This window comes from Bradyrhizobium sp. WYCCWR15520, assembly GCF_056174665.1.
In genome coordinates, this window is record NZ_JBWBWM010000014.1 from 51,761 (window position 1) to 67,961 (window position 16,201).

Annotated in this window: 11 protein-coding genes and 1 pseudogene; 4 read left to right on the forward strand and 8 right to left on the reverse strand. The window is 62.9% G+C overall.

The features are described from left to right. Positions 1–24 precede the first annotated feature (24 nt). Positions 25–1,017 (reverse strand): flagellar motor protein MotA, encoded by a 993-nt coding sequence (locus tag AC0QUY_RS17455; protein WP_161856234.1) that lies wholly within the window; start codon positions 1,015–1,017, stop codon positions 25–27. Between the two features lie 441 nt (positions 1,018–1,458). Here AC0QUY_RS17455 and AC0QUY_RS17460 point away from each other — a divergent pair, with 441 nt between their 5' ends. The 3 genes from AC0QUY_RS17460 (at position 1,459) to AC0QUY_RS17470 (ending at position 7,176) form a co-directional block, all read left to right on the forward strand. Then, positions 1,459–2,487: an SAM-dependent methyltransferase gene (locus AC0QUY_RS17460; RefSeq protein ID WP_475387712.1), complete on the forward strand. Its 1,029-nt coding sequence runs from the start codon at positions 1,459–1,461 to the stop codon at positions 2,485–2,487. Between the two features lie 318 nt (positions 2,488–2,805). Continuing rightward, complete coding sequence (locus AC0QUY_RS17465; protein WP_475387713.1) at positions 2,806–4,011, forward strand: efflux RND transporter periplasmic adaptor subunit; 1,206 nt, start codon at positions 2,806–2,808, stop codon at positions 4,009–4,011. A 9-nt stretch (positions 4,012–4,020) separates the two neighbouring features. Beyond that, positions 4,021–7,176: a multidrug efflux RND transporter permease subunit gene (locus AC0QUY_RS17470; RefSeq protein ID WP_475387714.1), complete on the forward strand. Its 3,156-nt coding sequence runs from the start codon at positions 4,021–4,023 to the stop codon at positions 7,174–7,176. A 393-nt stretch (positions 7,177–7,569) separates the two neighbouring features. Here the strand turns inward: AC0QUY_RS17470 and AC0QUY_RS17475 are convergent, their stop codons facing one another. Then, a complete protein-coding gene (locus AC0QUY_RS17475; protein WP_475387715.1) occupies positions 7,570–9,330 on the reverse strand; it encodes an adenylate/guanylate cyclase domain-containing protein in 1,761 nt (586 codons plus the stop codon). Between the two features lie 549 nt (positions 9,331–9,879). After that, the gene (locus tag AC0QUY_RS17480) at positions 9,880–10,410 is read right to left on the reverse strand and encodes a hypothetical protein (RefSeq protein WP_475387716.1); all 531 of its coding nucleotides are present in this window, start codon (positions 10,408–10,410) and stop codon (positions 9,880–9,882) included. Positions 10,411–10,903: 493 nt separating this feature from the next. Between AC0QUY_RS17480 and AC0QUY_RS17485 the strand changes: the two are divergent. Continuing rightward, a pseudogene (locus AC0QUY_RS17485) lies at positions 10,904–11,008 on the forward strand (IS5/IS1182 family transposase); the annotation flags it as partial. A gap of 205 nt (positions 11,009–11,213) precedes the next feature. Here AC0QUY_RS17485 and AC0QUY_RS17490 read toward each other — a convergent pair. The 5 genes from AC0QUY_RS17490 to fba all read right to left on the reverse strand — a co-directional run bounded on the left by AC0QUY_RS17490 (position 11,214) and on the right by fba (position 16,153). Then, positions 11,214–12,008: an inositol monophosphatase family protein gene (locus tag AC0QUY_RS17490; RefSeq protein ID WP_161850169.1), complete on the reverse strand. Its 795-nt coding sequence runs from the start codon at positions 12,006–12,008 to the stop codon at positions 11,214–11,216. A gap of 86 nt (positions 12,009–12,094) precedes the next feature. Continuing rightward, positions 12,095–13,198 (reverse strand): tetratricopeptide repeat protein, encoded by a 1,104-nt coding sequence (locus AC0QUY_RS17495; protein WP_475387717.1) that lies wholly within the window; start codon positions 13,196–13,198, stop codon positions 12,095–12,097. Between the two features lie 8 nt (positions 13,199–13,206). Then, positions 13,207–13,902 carry a thiamine phosphate synthase gene (locus AC0QUY_RS17500; protein ID WP_475387718.1) on the reverse strand — a complete coding sequence of 232 codons (696 nt, stop codon included), beginning with the start codon at positions 13,900–13,902 and terminating at the stop codon, positions 13,207–13,209. A 2-nt stretch (positions 13,903–13,904) separates the two neighbouring features. Continuing rightward, the gene (locus tag AC0QUY_RS17505) at positions 13,905–14,930 is read right to left on the reverse strand and encodes a class I fructose-bisphosphate aldolase (protein WP_475387719.1); all 1,026 of its coding nucleotides are present in this window, start codon (positions 14,928–14,930) and stop codon (positions 13,905–13,907) included. Positions 14,931–15,085: 155 nt separating this feature from the next. Next, positions 15,086–16,153, reverse strand: coding sequence for a class II fructose-bisphosphate aldolase (gene fba, locus AC0QUY_RS17510; protein ID WP_161850165.1), 1,068 nt, complete (start codon positions 16,151–16,153; stop codon positions 15,086–15,088). Positions 16,154–16,201: the final 48 nt, after the last annotated feature.

The following is a 16,201-nucleotide window of genomic DNA, read 5'->3' on the forward strand; positions in this document are numbered from 1 at the left end:
TGCGTCGCGTCCGGGACATCCACTTCAGCTCTTCTCGGGCTGCTTGGCGATCCGCTCCAACAGCTTCTTGATCTCGCGGTTCTGCTCGCCCTGGCCGTCGGCCCATTCGCGGATCATCTGCTGCTCGGTGCGCATATGCGCGACCAGACCCTGAATGGCCTCCGCGAGATTGGCCATCGCCGCCGTGGTGCTGCGGCTGCCGCCGCTTTCTTCCACTACCGCGCGGATGCGCTCCATCGCATGCTGTATTTCACCGCCCATACCGGATCCATCGCCATATTCGCGCACGGTGGAGGCGAGCCAGTCCTCGAGGTCGGTATAGAAGCGGTTCTGCGCCTGGCTCGACTGCAGGTCGAGGAAGCCGAGGATCAGGGAGCCGGCGAGGCCGAACAGGGAGGACGAGAACGAAATGCCCATGCCGCCGAGCGGCGCCGCCAGCCCGTCCTTCAGGGTATCGAACAGGGCGCCGGAGTCGCCGCCGACCTTCAAGCCTTCGATCACCTTGCCGACGGAGCCGACGGTTTCGATCAGGCCCCAGAAGGTGCCGAGCAGGCCGAGAAACACCAGCAAGCCCGTCATGTAGCGGGAGATGTCGCGGGCTTCGTCCAGCCGCGTCGCGATCGAATCCAGCAGGTGCCGCATGGTCTGCTGCGAGATCGTCATCCGTCCCGAGCGCTCGCCGCCGAGGATCGCCGCCATCGGCGCCAGAAGCTTCGGACGCCGGTCGATCGCCAGCCCGGGGTCGGCGATGCGGAAATTGTTGACCCAGGCTACTTCCGGATAGAGCCGGATGACCTGCCGGAACGACAGGATGATGCCGATCAGCAGGACCCCGCCGATCAGGGCGTTGAGGCCGGGATTGGCAAAGAACGCCGCGATGATCTGCTTGTAGAGCACGATCGTGATCAGCGTGCACAGCACCAGGAACACCAGCATCCGCACCAAAAAGATCCGGGGCGAGGACAGTTTGCTCAGTTCGATCTCCATTTCGGAGCGGGAGGAGTGGCCTGAGGGCATTTGCGGGGTGTCATCCATTACCAAAGCCGGACTGGCGGCCAATATGGCACAGCGGGCCGGAGAAAAAAGCTGGAAGCCGAGATTTCGGGCAGATGATGGCGGAACCTCTTCCTAAAACCAGGCTTTGACATCAGCGTATTTTGGAACTGCTCGATGTCCAACCGGGATTTTTCATGACGGGCTTATATCTCGAGGCGCTGGTGACCATTGCTGCATTGCTTTCGGCACCGGGCGCCTGGGTGGGGGCAACAGCGAACCGGCAACCCCGGCCGAGTCGGCTGCCCGCCCGCTGCCCGGCCATGGCGCCGTTGCGACTGCCAGTTGCGAATCGGCCGGTTCTTCCCGCGGCCATCGCCAGCCTGATTCCAGTCCGGAGGGTCGCGTCAGCACAAAAGTGAGACCTGTTTTCGAAAGGATCGTGCCAAAGCGGAGGGAGTGGTCATGAGCTTCGTCTCCACCATCATGGTTACCGCCGAGCGGGTGCCGCTGCCTGATGCCATTATCCGGGCCGCGATCCAGCGGCTGTGCTCACGCACCGCCACCAGGCTCGCCACCGGAAATGCGGAAAGCGACGCCTGGCTGGCCGACGAAATGGCGGCGCGTGCGATCACCGAATACGTCGACGGGGCCGACGCCCAGCGTTACGAGTTGCCGGCTCCGTTCTTCGCCCATGTGCTCGGCCCTAACCGGAAATATTCCTGCTGCTTCTACAAGGAGGCGGCGTCGACATTACAGGAAGCCGAGGAAGAGGCGTTGCGCCAGACGGTGGAGCATGCCGATCTCGCCGATGGGCAGTCGATCCTCGAACTAGGCTGCAGCTGGGGGGCGCTGTCGCTGTGGATGGCGCGGCAGTTCCCGCATTCCCAGGTTACGGCGGTTTCCAACTCGGATGCGCAGCGCGAATATATCGAGGGCGAAGCCGCAAAGCGCGGCCTGTCCAATCTGCGCGTCATCACTTCGAACGTGAACCTGTTTGCGCCGGAAGCGCGGTACGACCGCATCCTCGCGATCGAGATGTTCGAGCGCATGATGAACTGGCGCGAATTGATGGTCCGGCTGCGCGCATGGCTGAAGCCCGACGGCCGCTTCTTCCTGCACATCTTCACCCACCGCTCCGGCGCCTATCTGTTCGATCGCGCCGACGGCGAGGACTGGATCGCGCAGCATTTCTTTACCGGCGGCGTGATGCCGAGCCATCATCTGATCAGGCAATATGCAGACGTCTTCGGGGTCGAGAAGGAATGGCGCTGGAGCGGCGTGCATTATCAGCGCACCGCGCACGATTGGCTGGCAAACTTCGATTCCCGTCGCGACGAGGTCGAGCGCGTGCTTCGCAAGGTCTATGGCGGCGAGTCCGCGCTATGGATGCGGCGCTGGCGCTGGTTCCTGCTCGCCACCGCGGGCCTGTTCGGCTACGCCGACGGCAGCGAGTGGGGCGTCAGCCAGTATCGGATGAACGCGGCCGATTAGGCCGCGATTAACCAAATCGTGCCTGTTGGCTCGCGATTCGGCATCTGCTGCAATCTCATGCAGCCAAATGACATGCTTTCATGGCAGTCGCTGCCCAAAGGCGGCGATGGAACCGGCTCACAATCGAGTGAGTCTATGAAAACACGCGGGAATTCAGCACGATAGCGTCGTGTGGCATTGGGCCGCCACGCCAGCGTATTGCATCGCAATAGGCTGTCCTTATCCTATCTTCCATCAACCGTGAGTTCCAATACCTCCCACTACACGTCGCGAATACTCAATTCGCGCTTTCCAACCTGAACTGGGGCAATGCTTTCAATGTCCGGACTTCGAACGCAATCGGCATGCATCGTTTTGATGTTGACTGCGATGGCGCCGCTATTGGCTGGCTGTAAGGAGCCGACCGCCGTCGCGGCACCGGTACCTGTCGCTGAGCCTGAAGTGGGAACCTTTACCGTGCGCCCGCAGTCGCGGGCTATCATCCGCGAATTGCCTGGACGGATCGCGCCGACCCGCGTTTCCGAAGTGCGTGCGCGCGTCTCGGGCATCGTGGTCGAGCGGCTGTTCCAGCAGGGCACCGAGGTCAAGGCCGGCGATCCGCTGTACCGCATCGATCCCAAGCCGTTCGAAGTCGAATTGCAGGCGAGCGAGGCGGCGCTCGACAAGGCTGTGGCAGCGCTCGATCTGGCCGCGCAGCACGCGAAGCGAATTGCCACGCTGACGAGCCAGCGCGCTGCGCCCGAGGCCGAAAATGAGAAGGCCGTCGCGGCCCAGCGTCAGGCGGAGGCCGAGGTCGGCAGCCGCCGGGCCGAAGTCGCGCGTGCCAAGCTCAATCTCGACTATGCGACGATCCGCGCGCCGATCAGCGGTGTCGTCGGCGCGGCACTGGTGAGCGAAGGCGCGCTGGTGGTGCAGAACGAGACCACCAGTCTCGCCACGATCCAGCAACTCGATCCGATCTACGCCGACTTCACCCAGTCAGTCTCGGAGATGAACAAGCTGCGCCGCGCCCTCGAAAGCGGCGATCTCGACCGCATCGCGCCCGACGTGGCCAAGGTCCGCCTCGTGCTCGACGACGGAACCGTTTATCCGATCGCCGGCAAACTGCTGTTTTCCGAAGCCAAAGTGGATGCCTATACCGGGCAGGTCACGCTGCGCGGACAGTTCCCGAATCCAAATCGTGAATTGCTGCCGGGCATGTATGTCCGTGTGCTGATCGAGCAGGGTATCGATTCCGACGCCATCGCCGTGCCGCAGCAGGCGATCCAGCGCGATGCTGGCGGCGGCAGCGAAGTCTTCGTGGTCAAGGATGACGGCCGCGTGGCGACGCAGGCGGTCCGCACCGGCCCGGCACAGGACGGCGTCTGGCTGATCAGCGAGGGCCTGAAGGAGGGAGACCGCGTCGTCGTCGACGGGTTCCAGAAGTTCGTGCCAGGCGACAAGGTCAAGGCGAAGTCGTGGATCGATGCGGATGCCTCGGTTGGTGCAGTATCGGGCTCACTGGCGACGCACACGTCGCGTTGAGATCGATAGATGCCTAGCTTCTTCATTGACAGGCCAATCTTCGCCTGGGTCGTCGCGCTTTTCATCTGTCTGGTTGGCGCGATCTCGATTCCGCTGCTGGCGGTAGCGCAATATCCGATCATCGCGCCGCCCTCGATCTCGATCTCGACCAGCTATCCCGGCGCGTCGCCTGAAAACCTCTACAATAGCGTCACCCGTCTGATCGAGGAGGAGCTCAATGGCGCCTCCGGCATTCTCAATTTCGAATCCACCTCCGACTCGCTGGGGCAGGTCGAAATCATCGCCAACTTCGTGCCCGGCACGGAGACCGGCGCCGCCTCGGTCGAAGTGCAGAACCGTCTCAAGCGCGTCGAGGCGCGGCTGCCGCGCGCGGTGATCCAGCAGGGCATCCTGGTCGAGGAAGCTTCCTCCGCCGTGCTGCAGATCATCACGCTGAACTCGACCGACGGTTCGCTCGATGAAATCGGCCTCGGCGATTTCATGATCCGCAACGTGCTCGGCGAGATCAGGCGCATTCCCGGCGTCGGCCGCGCCACGCTCTATTCCACCGAGCGTTCGCTGCGGATCTGGGTTGATCCCGCCAAACTCGTCGGCTACGGCCTCACCGCCGACGACGTCAACAAGGCGATCACCGCGCAGAACGCCCAGGTCGCCTCCGGCAGCGTCGGCGCCGAGCCGAGCACGCCGGAACAGAAGATTTCCGCCCTGGTGCTGGTCAAGGGCCAGCTTTCTTCGCCGGACGAGTTCGGCGCGATCACGCTGCGCGCCAATCCGGACGGATCGACGGTGCGGCTGCGCGACGTCGCGCGCATCGAGATCGGCGGGCTCAGCTACCAGTTCAACACGCGACTCAACGGCAAGCCGACCGCGGGCCTCTCGGTGCTGCTGTCGCCGACCGGCAATGCGCTCGCCACCGCCAGCGCCGTCGAAGCCAAGATGAAGGAACTATCGAAGTTCTTTCCGGCCAATATCGGCTACGAAATCCCCTACAACATCACGCCCGTCGTCAAGGCCTCGATCAACAAGGTGCTGATGACGCTGATCGAAGCGGTGGTGCTGGTCTTCATCGTGATGTTCCTGTTCCTGCAGAACATCCGCTACACCATCATCCCGACCATCGTGGTGCCGGTGGCGCTGCTCGGCACCTGTGCGATGCTGATGGCGGCCGGCTATTCAATCAACATGCTGACCATGTTCGGCATGGTGCTGGCGGTCGGCATCCTCGTCGACGACGCCATCGTCGTGGTCGAGAACGTCGAGCGCATCATGGCGGAGGAGGGCCTGCCGCCGAAGGAGGCCACCCGCAAGGCGATGTCGCAGATCACGAGCGCCATCATCGGCATCACGCTGGTGCTGATGGCCGTGTTCGTGCCGATGGCGTTCTTCCCGGGGTCGGTCGGCATCATCTACCGCCAGTTCTCGGTCACCATGGTTTCGGCGATCGCCTTCTCGGCGCTGATGGCGCTGTCGCTGACGCCGGCTTTGTGCGCGACACTCTTGAAACCGGTCGAAGCCGGCCACGGCCATGCGCGCACGGGCGTGTTCGGCTGGTTCAACCGCGTGCTGGAGAGCAGCCGCGGCGGCTATACGCGTACCGTGAAGGGTTCGCTGAAGCGCACCGGGCGCCTGATGCTGATTTACGCCGTGCTGCTGATCGGGCTCGGCTGGGCCTTCGTCCGGCTGCCCGGCGGCTTCCTGCCCGTCGACGACCAGGGCTTTATCACCACCGACGTGCAGACGCCGTCGGACTCCTCCTATGCCCGCACCGAGGCGGCGGTCGAGCAGGTCGAAAAATACCTGCGCGAGCGCGCTGGCGTCGAGGACGTCACCTTCCTCACCGGCTTCAGTTTCCTCGGCCAGGGCATGAACACCGCGCAGGCCTTCATCACGCTGAAGGACTGGTCGGAACGGGGCAAAAGGGATTCCGCTGCCGCCATCGTCGCCGACATCAACCGCGATCTCTTGTCGATCCGCGACGCCAAGATTTCGGCGTTGCAGCCGCCACCGATCGACAATCTCGGCAATTCCTCGGGCTTCTCGTTCCGCCTGCAGGACCGCGGGCAGAAGGGCTATCCGGCGCTGGTCGCCGCCGCCGATCGCCTGATCGCCGAAGCCAATGCCAGCCGGGTGCTGCACAAGGTCTATGTCGAGGGTCTGCCGCCGGCGCCGCAGGTCAATCTGATGATCGACCGCGAAAAGGCCGGCGCGTTCGGCGTCACTTTCGAGGACATCAACCAGACCATCTCGACCAATCTCGGCTCGAACTACATCAACGACTTCCCGAACCGTGGGCGCATGCAGCGCGTGATCGTGCAGGCCGACCGCGCCAGCCGCATGAACGCCGACGACATTCTCAATTACAACGTCAAGAACAGCCGCGGCCAGCTGGTGCCGTTCTCAGCCTTCGCCACCGTGCAGTGGTCGAAGGGGCCGACCCAGATCGCGGGCTTCAACTATTATCCCGCCGTGCGCATCTCCGGCGAAGCCAAGCCCGGCTTCACGTCCGGCGACGCCCTCGCGGAGATGGAGCGGCTCGCGGGCAAGCTGCCGCGCGGCTTCGGTTTCGAATGGACTGGGCAATCATTGCAGGAAAAGCTGTCGGGCTCGCAGGCGCCGTTCCTGCTTGGCCTGTCGGTGCTGGTGGTGTTCCTGCTGCTCGCCGCCCTTTACGAAAGCTGGACCATTCCGCTCGCCGTGCTGCTGACGGTGCCGCTCGGCATCTGCGGCGCGGTGATTGCAGCCACGATGCGCGGCCTGCCGAACGACGTCTATTTCACCGTCGGCCTGATCACCATCATTGGCCTCGCGGCCAAGGACGCCATCCTCATTATCGAATTCGCCAAGGATCTGCGCGCGCAGGGCAAGCCGTTGATCGAGGCGACAATCGAAGCCTGTTCGCTACGCTTCCGCCCGATCCTGATGACCGGCCTCGCCTTCGTCTGCGGCGTCTTGCCGATGGCGATCGCCACCGGCGCCGGCGGCGCCAGCCAGCAGGCGCTCGGCACCAGCGTCATGGGCGGCATGATCGCGGTGGTGATCCTGGCCCTATTGATGGTGCCGGTGTTCTTCGTCAGCGTGCAGCGCGTGCTGGCGGGAGACCGGGAGAAGGTGGAGGAGGGGGCCGTGGCCGAGCCGTATGGACCGCCGGCGCCGGTCAAGTCCTAACCCGTCATGCCCCGCCACCGGGTCTCGCCTTCGGCGAGCCCGATGACAGGCTCCGGCGGGGCATCCAGTACTCCGTGCCGCCACGTGGCACGTCACTGCTGCCGCGGCGTACTCATCCGCCGGAGCCTGTCATCGGGCGCGCATTCGCGCGACGCGTTGGCGGATGATGACAGCAAACGTGGTGGCGCCTACGACCCCGGCGGCTTCAGAATCTTCACCAGTGAACTCATCAATTTGCGGGGCTGACGCCGCGCCAGAGTCCGCTATGTCCCCGATAGCCGACGTACTGCCGCATGGCAACGAAACGGTGCTATGTGCCAATTGGCGACATCCGGTCGCTCACTGAAGTCTCGACAGAATCGGCCAAGGTAACGCTTCCTTCCTCCAGCGGTATCATTCGGGGAGCCCGGCTCGCCGCAATCCTTCTTCGTATCGCGAGATGTCTTCGGCACGCCGATAAGGTCCCAGCACGTTTTTGAGGTTGGAAACCCGCAGTGTAGAATTGAGTTGGCGCAGGCGCACGACCGCCTTCTGCGCTTGATCCAGCCGTCCCGCCATCGCATTGCTCGCAGCGCCAATACGAAGTAGAGGTTGAGAGTTTGGATTGTCCTGCAACGCCATTGCCGCCCACGATGCCGCTTCGTCATAGCGACCTAGGAAGAAATGTGCATGCGCAGTCCCAGCTCGCATCGGTGCGACCCACGGATCAAGTGGGCTTAGGCGTATGGCACGCGTGAAGCGCTTGATCGCCAGCTCGTACTCGCCGAGCCAATTCTTTACCCAGCCACCGCAATCCCACGCCTCGGCCACATTGGAATTGAGCGCAAGCGCGCGATCGATTAAAGCGGCGCCTCGATCGAGATCGCGAACAACATATGCCAATGCCCATCCGCTATTAGCGAGCGCGATCGCATCATCCCTACCTAGCTCAACCGCTCGCTGAGCGAGCCTCGATACCTCGGCAACCTCTTCCGGTGTGAGTGAAATCCAGCCAAAGGCCTTGGCATTGGCATAGCAAAAGGCGGCACGAGCGTAGGCTGTCGCAAAGTCTGGGTCGAGCTTGATCGCGCAGTTGAATAGGTGCAGTGCCTCGCTGCACGCTTGCTGACTAGCATCTTGATAAGACTTAGCTAAACCGCGCAAGTAGTGATCATAGGCGTCGAGACGCTCGGTCGGCTTGCTTCTGGCGCGCTCGATCTCGGCTTTTTCAACCGCCGGCGCGATCGCTCCGACAATGCTCTCGGTTACCTGGTCCTGCAGATCGAAAATGTCGCCGAGCCCACCATCAAACCGGTTCGCCCAAAGATGCGCGCCAGTAGCGGTATCGACAAGCTGTCCCGTGATGCGCACCCGGTTTGCGGCCTTGCGAACGCTTCCTTCCAACACATAGCGCACTCCAAGCTCACGCCCGACTACCTTCACGTCGACGGCGCGCCCCTTGTACGTGAAGCTGGAGTTGCGGGCGATGACAAACAGCGCCTTGAAATGAGATAGCGCCGTGATGATGTCCTCGACCATTCCATCGGCAAAGTAGTCCTGTTCTGGATCCCCGCTCATGTTGGTGAAAGGCAGTACGGCAATCGACGGTTTGTCCGGTATCGCGAGTGCGGGGTTTGCCGATTGCGTCCGCAGTTCGATATCCGGTGTTGCAATCCGGAAGACGCGGACCGGCCGGGCGATGTTTTTGAGCTGCCGCTCGCCCAGATCCTCGAAGCCCAGACCCAGCTTGTCGCGCACCTGATCGTGTACGACTCTGCTTACGCAGATCCCATTGGCTTCGGCGAGGCCTTCGAGCCGTGCCGCAACGTTAACGCCATCGCCATAAATATCGTCGCCGTCAATGATGATGTCACCGAGGTTGATGCCGACGCGGAACTCGATGCGATGGTCCGCCGGCACGTCCGAATTACGCTCCTGCATCGCGCGCTGGACCTCGACCGCACATTGGACGGCTTCGATCACGCTCGGGAATTCGATCAGAAGGCCATCGCCAGTTGTCTTGACGATGCGGCCCTGGTGCTCGGCAATGTTCGGGTCGATCAAATCTCGTCGATGCGTCTTGAGCGCTGCCAAGGTCTCGGCCTCGTCGACACCCATCAGCCGGCTATAGCTGACAACGTCGGCGGCGATGATGGCGGCGAGCTTCCGGGCCATGCGCATACCCGTTCCCGTTCGGGAGCTTAGGCAACAGTCTACCCGACGAGGTGCCGACGGTCATCCGGTCCGTAGCGCGGTTCCGGAATTCCGTTAGGGGTCAATCGCGACGTTTCGACCGGAGGCCGACCACTTGCGCTCTTCCCCGACTAGTAGACGTTTGCGCGAACCACTCAAGTTGAGTTTCGAAAAATTAATCGGTAAATCACCCTACGTGTGTGAAATCACTCACACCCATAATTTTATTTTGACATATCGATGAGGCCGCTTCATCTCTGTAGAGAGAGAATGTTTGCTTTGGGTCAAAATGCGAAGAACTCAACGTGAGCAAATCGGGTCCGCTATACCCCGCTGTCCGGACCTCGACGAGGTGGGCGGACAATTCGCAGAAGGGCCAGCGCCGGACCTCGGCTAAAGCCCGTACGCTAGTTCACCTTTGATGTCCGGCAAAGCTCAAGTGTCTGCGCACGATTCTCGGCTCCTTGATGACGATCTAACGCTTTGCGTCGATCAAGATCACCTTATCTTGCGCGTTGACGGCCGCGCAGTTTACCGTGGAGGCGCGGCGCTCCCCGTGGTCGGCGCCGGAATCTTGTACTCGCCCCGGAGTTCGTCCCACAAGGCCGTGTCGCTGACCAGCACGACGTGGTACTCACCGCGGCCCGTGATTCCTGCATATTTTCCCGTGCCGCCAGTGAACTCGAAGGTGCCGCGGAACTCTTTCGGCTTCGCGTCTTTCAGGACGTACTTGGCAAATACCTTGGATCCGTCGGCCTCTGTGAAGGTCTTGTGGCCGCCGCTGGAAGTGCCAGCATCCGTTAGATCAACCACCTGATAGCGGGCTTTGTCGAGGAAGGGCTTGCCGTCGGCATTGAACACGGCGCCGTCGAATTCCGTGACCGACACCGTATGGTCAGCCCGGTCTTCCACCTTCACGCTCTTGCTGGACAGGGTGACCAGAACGGCTCGACCGAACCATTGGCCCGCTTCTTCCGCCGCGGCTGGGATAGCGGCCGCCGGGGCCGCCAAAGCAAGCACAACACAACCACATATGCATGATGAATTGAGATCATACCTCATGGTTTCCTCCCAGATGGGTTGCAGCTTACAATTTTGTCGGAGCAAATGCCTCCATGATTGCCCTTCTAGAATTCTTACCTCGACCCTTTGGTTGCCCGTCTACTTAAACAAACGCCTCCATTTGTTGAGTAGCATTCACATCGCGCAACCGCAGCGGACCTCTTCAACGACTGGACCATCGACCATCAAGCCTCGCAAGCCGCCTTTTGGCGACTGGCTCCCAAAGCGTGACTTACCTGCATACCAGCAATCCGGACGAGGAGCGTGGGCCGCGTTGCACGCAGGAAGCGGAAAGCAGCAGCGAACACGACCAGTCGTCTGATTCTTGATTGACGCATAACAACAGGCTGTCCCCTTTCTTCAATCCAGGTTTGACAATTTCCGGTTTGGGTCAATCGCTACTCGGGCGATCCAGCGCCAAGTCCGGCCATGTCGGCCACGCCTCCAGAAGCGGAAGTAAATTCAGAGCAGTCGGTTTCGCGATAGGCCGGTGCGCGTGCTCGATGGCATCTTTTGGGTCCTGCATTCAGGCGCGCCATCGCGCGAGCCGCCGGCGACCCATGGTCCCCGCACGACTTGTTACAATCGCTTCGTTCGGTGAATGATGGACTTATCTCGCTGATTTGCCCGACGTGTCAAATGTCTACTTCGGCAATCGACGAGTGCCGGCTACTGTGCATGGGGTTGTTTTCAATATTTTGGCTGGGAGCGCTGAGGCTCCTCCGTGTCCTTCCGCCGCCTCCGGAAGGCTGCATCACCCCGATCGCGGATGATGCGACGGCGCGTCGCTTGGAAACGTCGCCCTACTTCTCCAGCGGCTTCAGTATCTTCACCAGCTCCCCGTGCACGAACTCGTTGCCGCAGATCACGTGCCCGGTCTTCAGCGGATCGTCGTTGCCCTCGATGCCCGAGATCGTCCCGCCCGCTTCCCGTACCATGATCTGCCCGGCTGCGATGTCCCAGGGCTGCAGGTTACGTTCCCAGTACCCGTCAAGGCGGCCGGCGGCGACGAAGGCGAGGTCGAGGGAGGCGGCGCCGAAGCGGCGGAAGCCGGCGACCTTGTTTTGCAGCGCGGCCATTTCCTTCAGCGCCAGTCCATGGTCGCCGCGGCCGATATGCGGCAGGCCGCAGGCGACGACGCATTCGTCGAGCTGGCGGCGGCCGGCGACGCGCAGGCGCTGGTCGTTGAGGAACGCGCCCTTACCGCGCTCGGCGATGTAGAGCTCATCATTGGCGGGGTTGTAGATCACGCCGGCGATGATGGTGTCTTCGCGCCGCAAGCCGATCGAGATCGCAAACTGCGGGATGCCGTGCAGGAAGTTGGTGGTGCCGTCGAGCGGGTCGACGATCCAGGTGTGGGTCTTGTCGGCGCCCTCGCGCGTGCCGCCTTCCTCGCCGATGAAGCCATAGCCCGGCCGCGCCTTGGCGAGGTCCTCGTACAGCATTTCCTCGGCGCGCTTGTCGGCCTTGCTGACGAAGTTCGCCGGCCCCTTCAGCGATACTTGCAGATGCTCGATCTCGCCGAGATCGCGCTTGAGGCTGCGGCCGGCGCGGCGCGCGGCTTTCACCATGACGTTGATAACGGCTGAATAGAGCATGATGCGGGCTTGTGGTGTGAGGGAACGGCCCAACGCCGTCAGAGGTTAGGGACTGGGTGCCCTGCAGATGTGCCGCCGTCAAGGCGTCATTTGCTGGCCGTTGTTCCGGTCCATTTCTTCGCCGCCTCCTGAACCTTGGCGCGATCCTCGGGGCTGAGCTCCGAGAGCCGCTCGTCCAGCTCGGGGTCGCCCTTGCCGGCGGTCTTGGCGACAAGGTGCCACTTCAGGCCTTCGATCTTGTCCATCGGCGCCCCCTGTCCGCTGATCAGCACGCGCGCGAGGCGGTTTTGTGCGATCGGCGAGTTCTGTCGCGCCGCCTTGCGCAGCAGCGCGACCGCCGCGGGCTGGTTCCTGGGCGTGCCGGTGCCGTTATAGAGTGCAATCGCGTATTCGACCTCGGCGTCGACATTGTCGGCGAGCGCAGCCGCCTGCAGCAGCCGCACCGCCTTGTCGAGGTCCTTCGGCACGCCGGTGCCTTCCTTGTAGAAGGTCGCGAGCGCGTATTGCGCCTCCGGGTTGCCTGCGTCGGCGGCGCCGCGCAGCAGTTCGGCGGCGCGCCGCACGTCCTGCGGCAGCGTGTTGCCGTCGAGATAGAGCAGCGCCAGATTGTAGGCCGCCTTCGCGTTGCCGAGCTTGGCCGAAGAAGCCAATAGCTTCACCGCCTGCTCGCGATTGGTGTTACCGCCGCGGCCGGACAGCCGCATCATGGCGAGCGCGAACATGGCCTCGCGGTCGCCGGCATCTGCCGCACGCTGGTACCAATCGGCGGCCTTGGCATAATCGCGCTTGACGCCGAGCCCGTTGGCATAGAGCTCGCCCAGCATCGTCATCGCCTTCGGGTCGCCGTTGTATTGCGCGCGCGTCGTCGCGAGATCGAACGCGGTCTTGTAGAGGCCGCGCTGATAGGCGCCATAGACGAGGTCGGCGTTCGGGTCCTCGAAGGCGGCCGTCGGTGAAGGGAAGGGCGTCGGCGTGGCCGCCGGTTTGGGCGCTGCCGCCGGCTTCGGCGTAGCGGCCGGCTGCTTCGCGGCCGGCGGCGCCTTTGGCTTGGGCGGCGCTTCCTTTTTTGCCGCCGGCGGGCTTGCGGCCGGTGGCTGCGCCGCAGGCGGCGTCAGCGAGACCTGCGCGGAGGCGCCGGCCATCGTTATCGAGAGGCAGGCAAGCAGCAATATGGGACGCAGCAGTTTCATATCCGGTGTTATCCGTGCCCGGCCTGATCGGCGCCGGGTTTGGCCTTTCCGAACGTTGCTTCGTATCCTTCCGCGATCGCCTGCGCGGCATCGATCAGCGCAGCCTTGGCGCCGCGCGGGTCGGCCCAGATGAAATCGCCGGCGAGCACGAAGTCCGCCCCGGCTGCTGCAAATTCGAAAGCCTCCTCGCGCGAGGTGGCAAAGCCGACGCAGGGCGGTTCGAACAGTTCGTCCCACCATTGCAGGCGCTCGGCAATTGCTTCCGTCGAGGGTCGCTGACCCCTGGCATCGGGCTCGCCGAACAGCACGTAATCGGCGCCCGCCTCGCCCGCGGCCATCGAATCGTGCCGTGTGGCAAGGCCGCCGACGCCGGCAATCCGGTCCGGCTTCAGCGACGGGAAAGCATCATCCAGTGCGGCAAGGCCGTTCAGATGCGCGCCATCGGCGCCCGCGCGCGCCACCAGCTCGACATGGCCGTCGAGCAGGAGCGCTGCGCCGGCATTCTGGATTGCCGGCGCCAGCGTTTTCACGCGGGAAGTCATGGTCTTTTGATCGGTCTGCTTCAGCCGCAGCAGCACCGCCGCGACGTCGGCCGCGGCCAGCAGCTCGGTGAGCTGACTTGCGAGCCCAGACGGATCGTCCACTTCAGGCGTCGCGAGATAGAGGCGCGGCGCCGGGCGCGGCGGGAGAGGTTTGGTAGCCAAGTCTAGGCGACCTTCTTTTCCAGGCCGGTTTCCCACTCGCCCTTGCTCGCCAGCGCATTCATCCGCGCACGGTGCGTGAACGCGCGCTGGCCTGCGGCGACGTTCTCGGCCTTGCCGGACCACGCCTTTTGCGGCGCTGCCTGCAGCGCGCGGCCATAGGAGAAGGTCAGCCGCCACGGCAGGCCGCCGATCCGGTTCATGGCGTCCAGATGCGCGGTCGCTTCCTCGTCGGATTGTCCACCGGAAAGGAAGGCGATGCCCGGCACGGCGGCGGGAACGCAGCTCTTCAACAGGCGAACGGTCTTCTCCGCGACTTCATCGACAGGAGCCTGCTTCGCGCACTTCTTGCCTGAGATGGCCATGTTGGGCTTCAGCACCATGCCTTCGAGCTCGACGCGCTGAACCCGCAATTCCTGGAACGTCTTGTTCAGCACGCGCTGGGTCACGTCATAACAGCGATCGATATCGTGATCGCCGTCCATCAGCACTTCCGGCTCGACGATCGGAACGATCTGCGCCGCCTGGCACAGCGCGGCGTAGCGCGCCAGCGCATGCGCGTTGACGCTGATCGCGGTCATCGTTGGGATGCCGCTGCCGATATCAATCACCGCGCGCCATTTGGCAAAGCGTGCGCCGCGGTCGTAATACTTCTTCAGCCGCTCGGCGAGCTTGTCGAGACCGACGGTGACCAGTTCGCTCGGGCACTGCGGCAGCGCCTGCGTCCCTTCGTCAACCTTGATGCCGGGGATCGCGCCGGACTGCTCGATCAGCTTGACCAGCGGCGTGCCGTCCTTGGCATTCTGCCAGATGGTCTCGTCGTAGAGGATCACACCCGAGACATACTTGCTCATCGCCTCGGTGGAGCGGAACAGCATCTCGCGATAGTCGCGGCGGTTCTCCTCTGTCGATTCGACCTTGATGGCGTCGAAACGCTTCTTGATCGTCCCTGAGGATTCGTCGGCGGCGAGAATGCCCTTGCCTGGGGTGACCATGGCGAGGGCAACCTTGTTGAGGTCAGCAAGATTCATGGGAACGTTCTCCGGAAACATCATGCCCTTGCTGGCCAAAATAGGCGGTTCTCGGGCAATTGCCTAGAAAACGTTCGTCGCACCTTGGGTGTTTGCTGGGCGCGCGGGTGCCGGCCCAGGCGACCTTGTCAGGCGACCTTGGTCAGGCGACCTTTTCAGGCGATCTTGGGGTCGAGTTCACCCTTGGTGTAGCGCTTGGCCATTTCGGCCGTCGTCAGCACCTTCTTGATCTTGCTGGCTTGCCCCGCGGTATTGAACTCCTGCAGCCGCTGCTTGCACAGCTTGGCCATGGCTTCCATCGCGGGCTTCAGATACTTGCGCGGATCGAATTCTTCCGGATTGTCCTTCAGCACCTTGCGGATCTGCCCGGTCATCGCCATGCGGTTATCGGTGTCGATGTTGATCTTGCGCACGCCGTTCTTGATGCCGCGCTGAATTTCGGAAACCGGCACACCCCAGGTCGGCTTCATCTTGCCGCCATTGGCGTTGATGATTTCCTGCAGGTCCTGCGGCACCGAGGACGATCCGTGCATCACCAGATGCGTGTTCGGCAGCTTGCGATGAATCTCCTCGATCACATTCATGGCGAGGATGTCGCCATCCGGCTTGCGGGTGAACTTGTAGGCGCCGTGCGAGGTACCCATCGCAATCGCCAGCGCGTCGACCTTGGTCTCTTTCACGAACTTCACGGCTTCGTCGGGATTGGTCAGGAGCTGGTCGTGCGACAGCTTGCCTTCGGCGCCGTGGCCATCTTCCTTGTCGCCCATGCCGGTCTCGAGCGAGCCGAGCACGCCGAGTTCGCCTTCCACCGAGATGCCGCCGAGATGGGCCATGTCGGTGACGGTCTTGGTCACGCCGACATTGTAGTCCCAGTCGCCGGGGGTCTTGCCGTCGGCTTTCAGCGAGCCGTCCATCATCACGGAAGTGAAGCCGGCCTGGATTGCGGTCATGCAGGTCGCGGGCTCGTTGCCGTGGTCGAGATGCACGCAGACTGGAATCTGCGGATAGATTTCGGTGACGGCGTCCATCATGTGCTTGAGCATGACGTCATTGGCGTAGGAGCGCGCGCCGCGCGAGGCCTGGATGATGACGGGCGCATCGAGCGAGGAGGCGGCCTCCATGATGGCCAGCGCCTGCTCCATGTTGTTGATGTTGAACGCCGGCACACCGTAATCGTGCTCTGCCGCGTGATCGAGCAGTTGACGCAAGGTAATGCGAGCCATTCAGATTCTCCTGTATTTGCCGCGCCTGTGGCGCCCATCGAGTCTGGA

What these genes read in the sequence shown, in the direction of transcription:
- AC0QUY_RS17455 (WP_161856234.1), bottom strand. Translation starts at nt 1,017, where the DNA reads ATGCCCTCAGGCCACTCCTCCCGCTCCGAAATGGAGATCGAACTGAGC.
- AC0QUY_RS17460 (WP_475387712.1), top strand. Translation starts at nt 1,459, where the DNA reads ATGAGCTTCGTCTCCACCATCATGGTTACCGCCGAGCGGGTGCCGCTG.
- AC0QUY_RS17465 (WP_475387713.1), top strand. Translation starts at nt 2,806, where the DNA reads ATGTCCGGACTTCGAACGCAATCGGCATGCATCGTTTTGATGTTGACT.
- AC0QUY_RS17470 (WP_475387714.1), top strand. Translation starts at nt 4,021, where the DNA reads ATGCCTAGCTTCTTCATTGACAGGCCAATCTTCGCCTGGGTCGTCGCG.
- AC0QUY_RS17475 (WP_475387715.1), bottom strand. Translation starts at nt 9,330, where the DNA reads ATGGCCCGGAAGCTCGCCGCCATCATCGCCGCCGACGTTGTCAGCTAT.
- AC0QUY_RS17480 (WP_475387716.1), bottom strand. Translation starts at nt 10,410, where the DNA reads ATGAGGTATGATCTCAATTCATCATGCATATGTGGTTGTGTTGTGCTT.
- AC0QUY_RS17490 (WP_161850169.1), bottom strand. Translation starts at nt 12,008, where the DNA reads ATGCTCTATTCAGCCGTTATCAACGTCATGGTGAAAGCCGCGCGCCGC.
- AC0QUY_RS17495 (WP_475387717.1), bottom strand. Translation starts at nt 13,198, where the DNA reads ATGAAACTGCTGCGTCCCATATTGCTGCTTGCCTGCCTCTCGATAACG.
- AC0QUY_RS17505 (WP_475387719.1), bottom strand. Translation starts at nt 14,930, where the DNA reads ATGAATCTTGCTGACCTCAACAAGGTTGCCCTCGCCATGGTCACCCCA.
- fba (WP_161850165.1), bottom strand. Translation starts at nt 16,153, where the DNA reads ATGGCTCGCATTACCTTGCGTCAACTGCTCGATCACGCGGCAGAGCAC.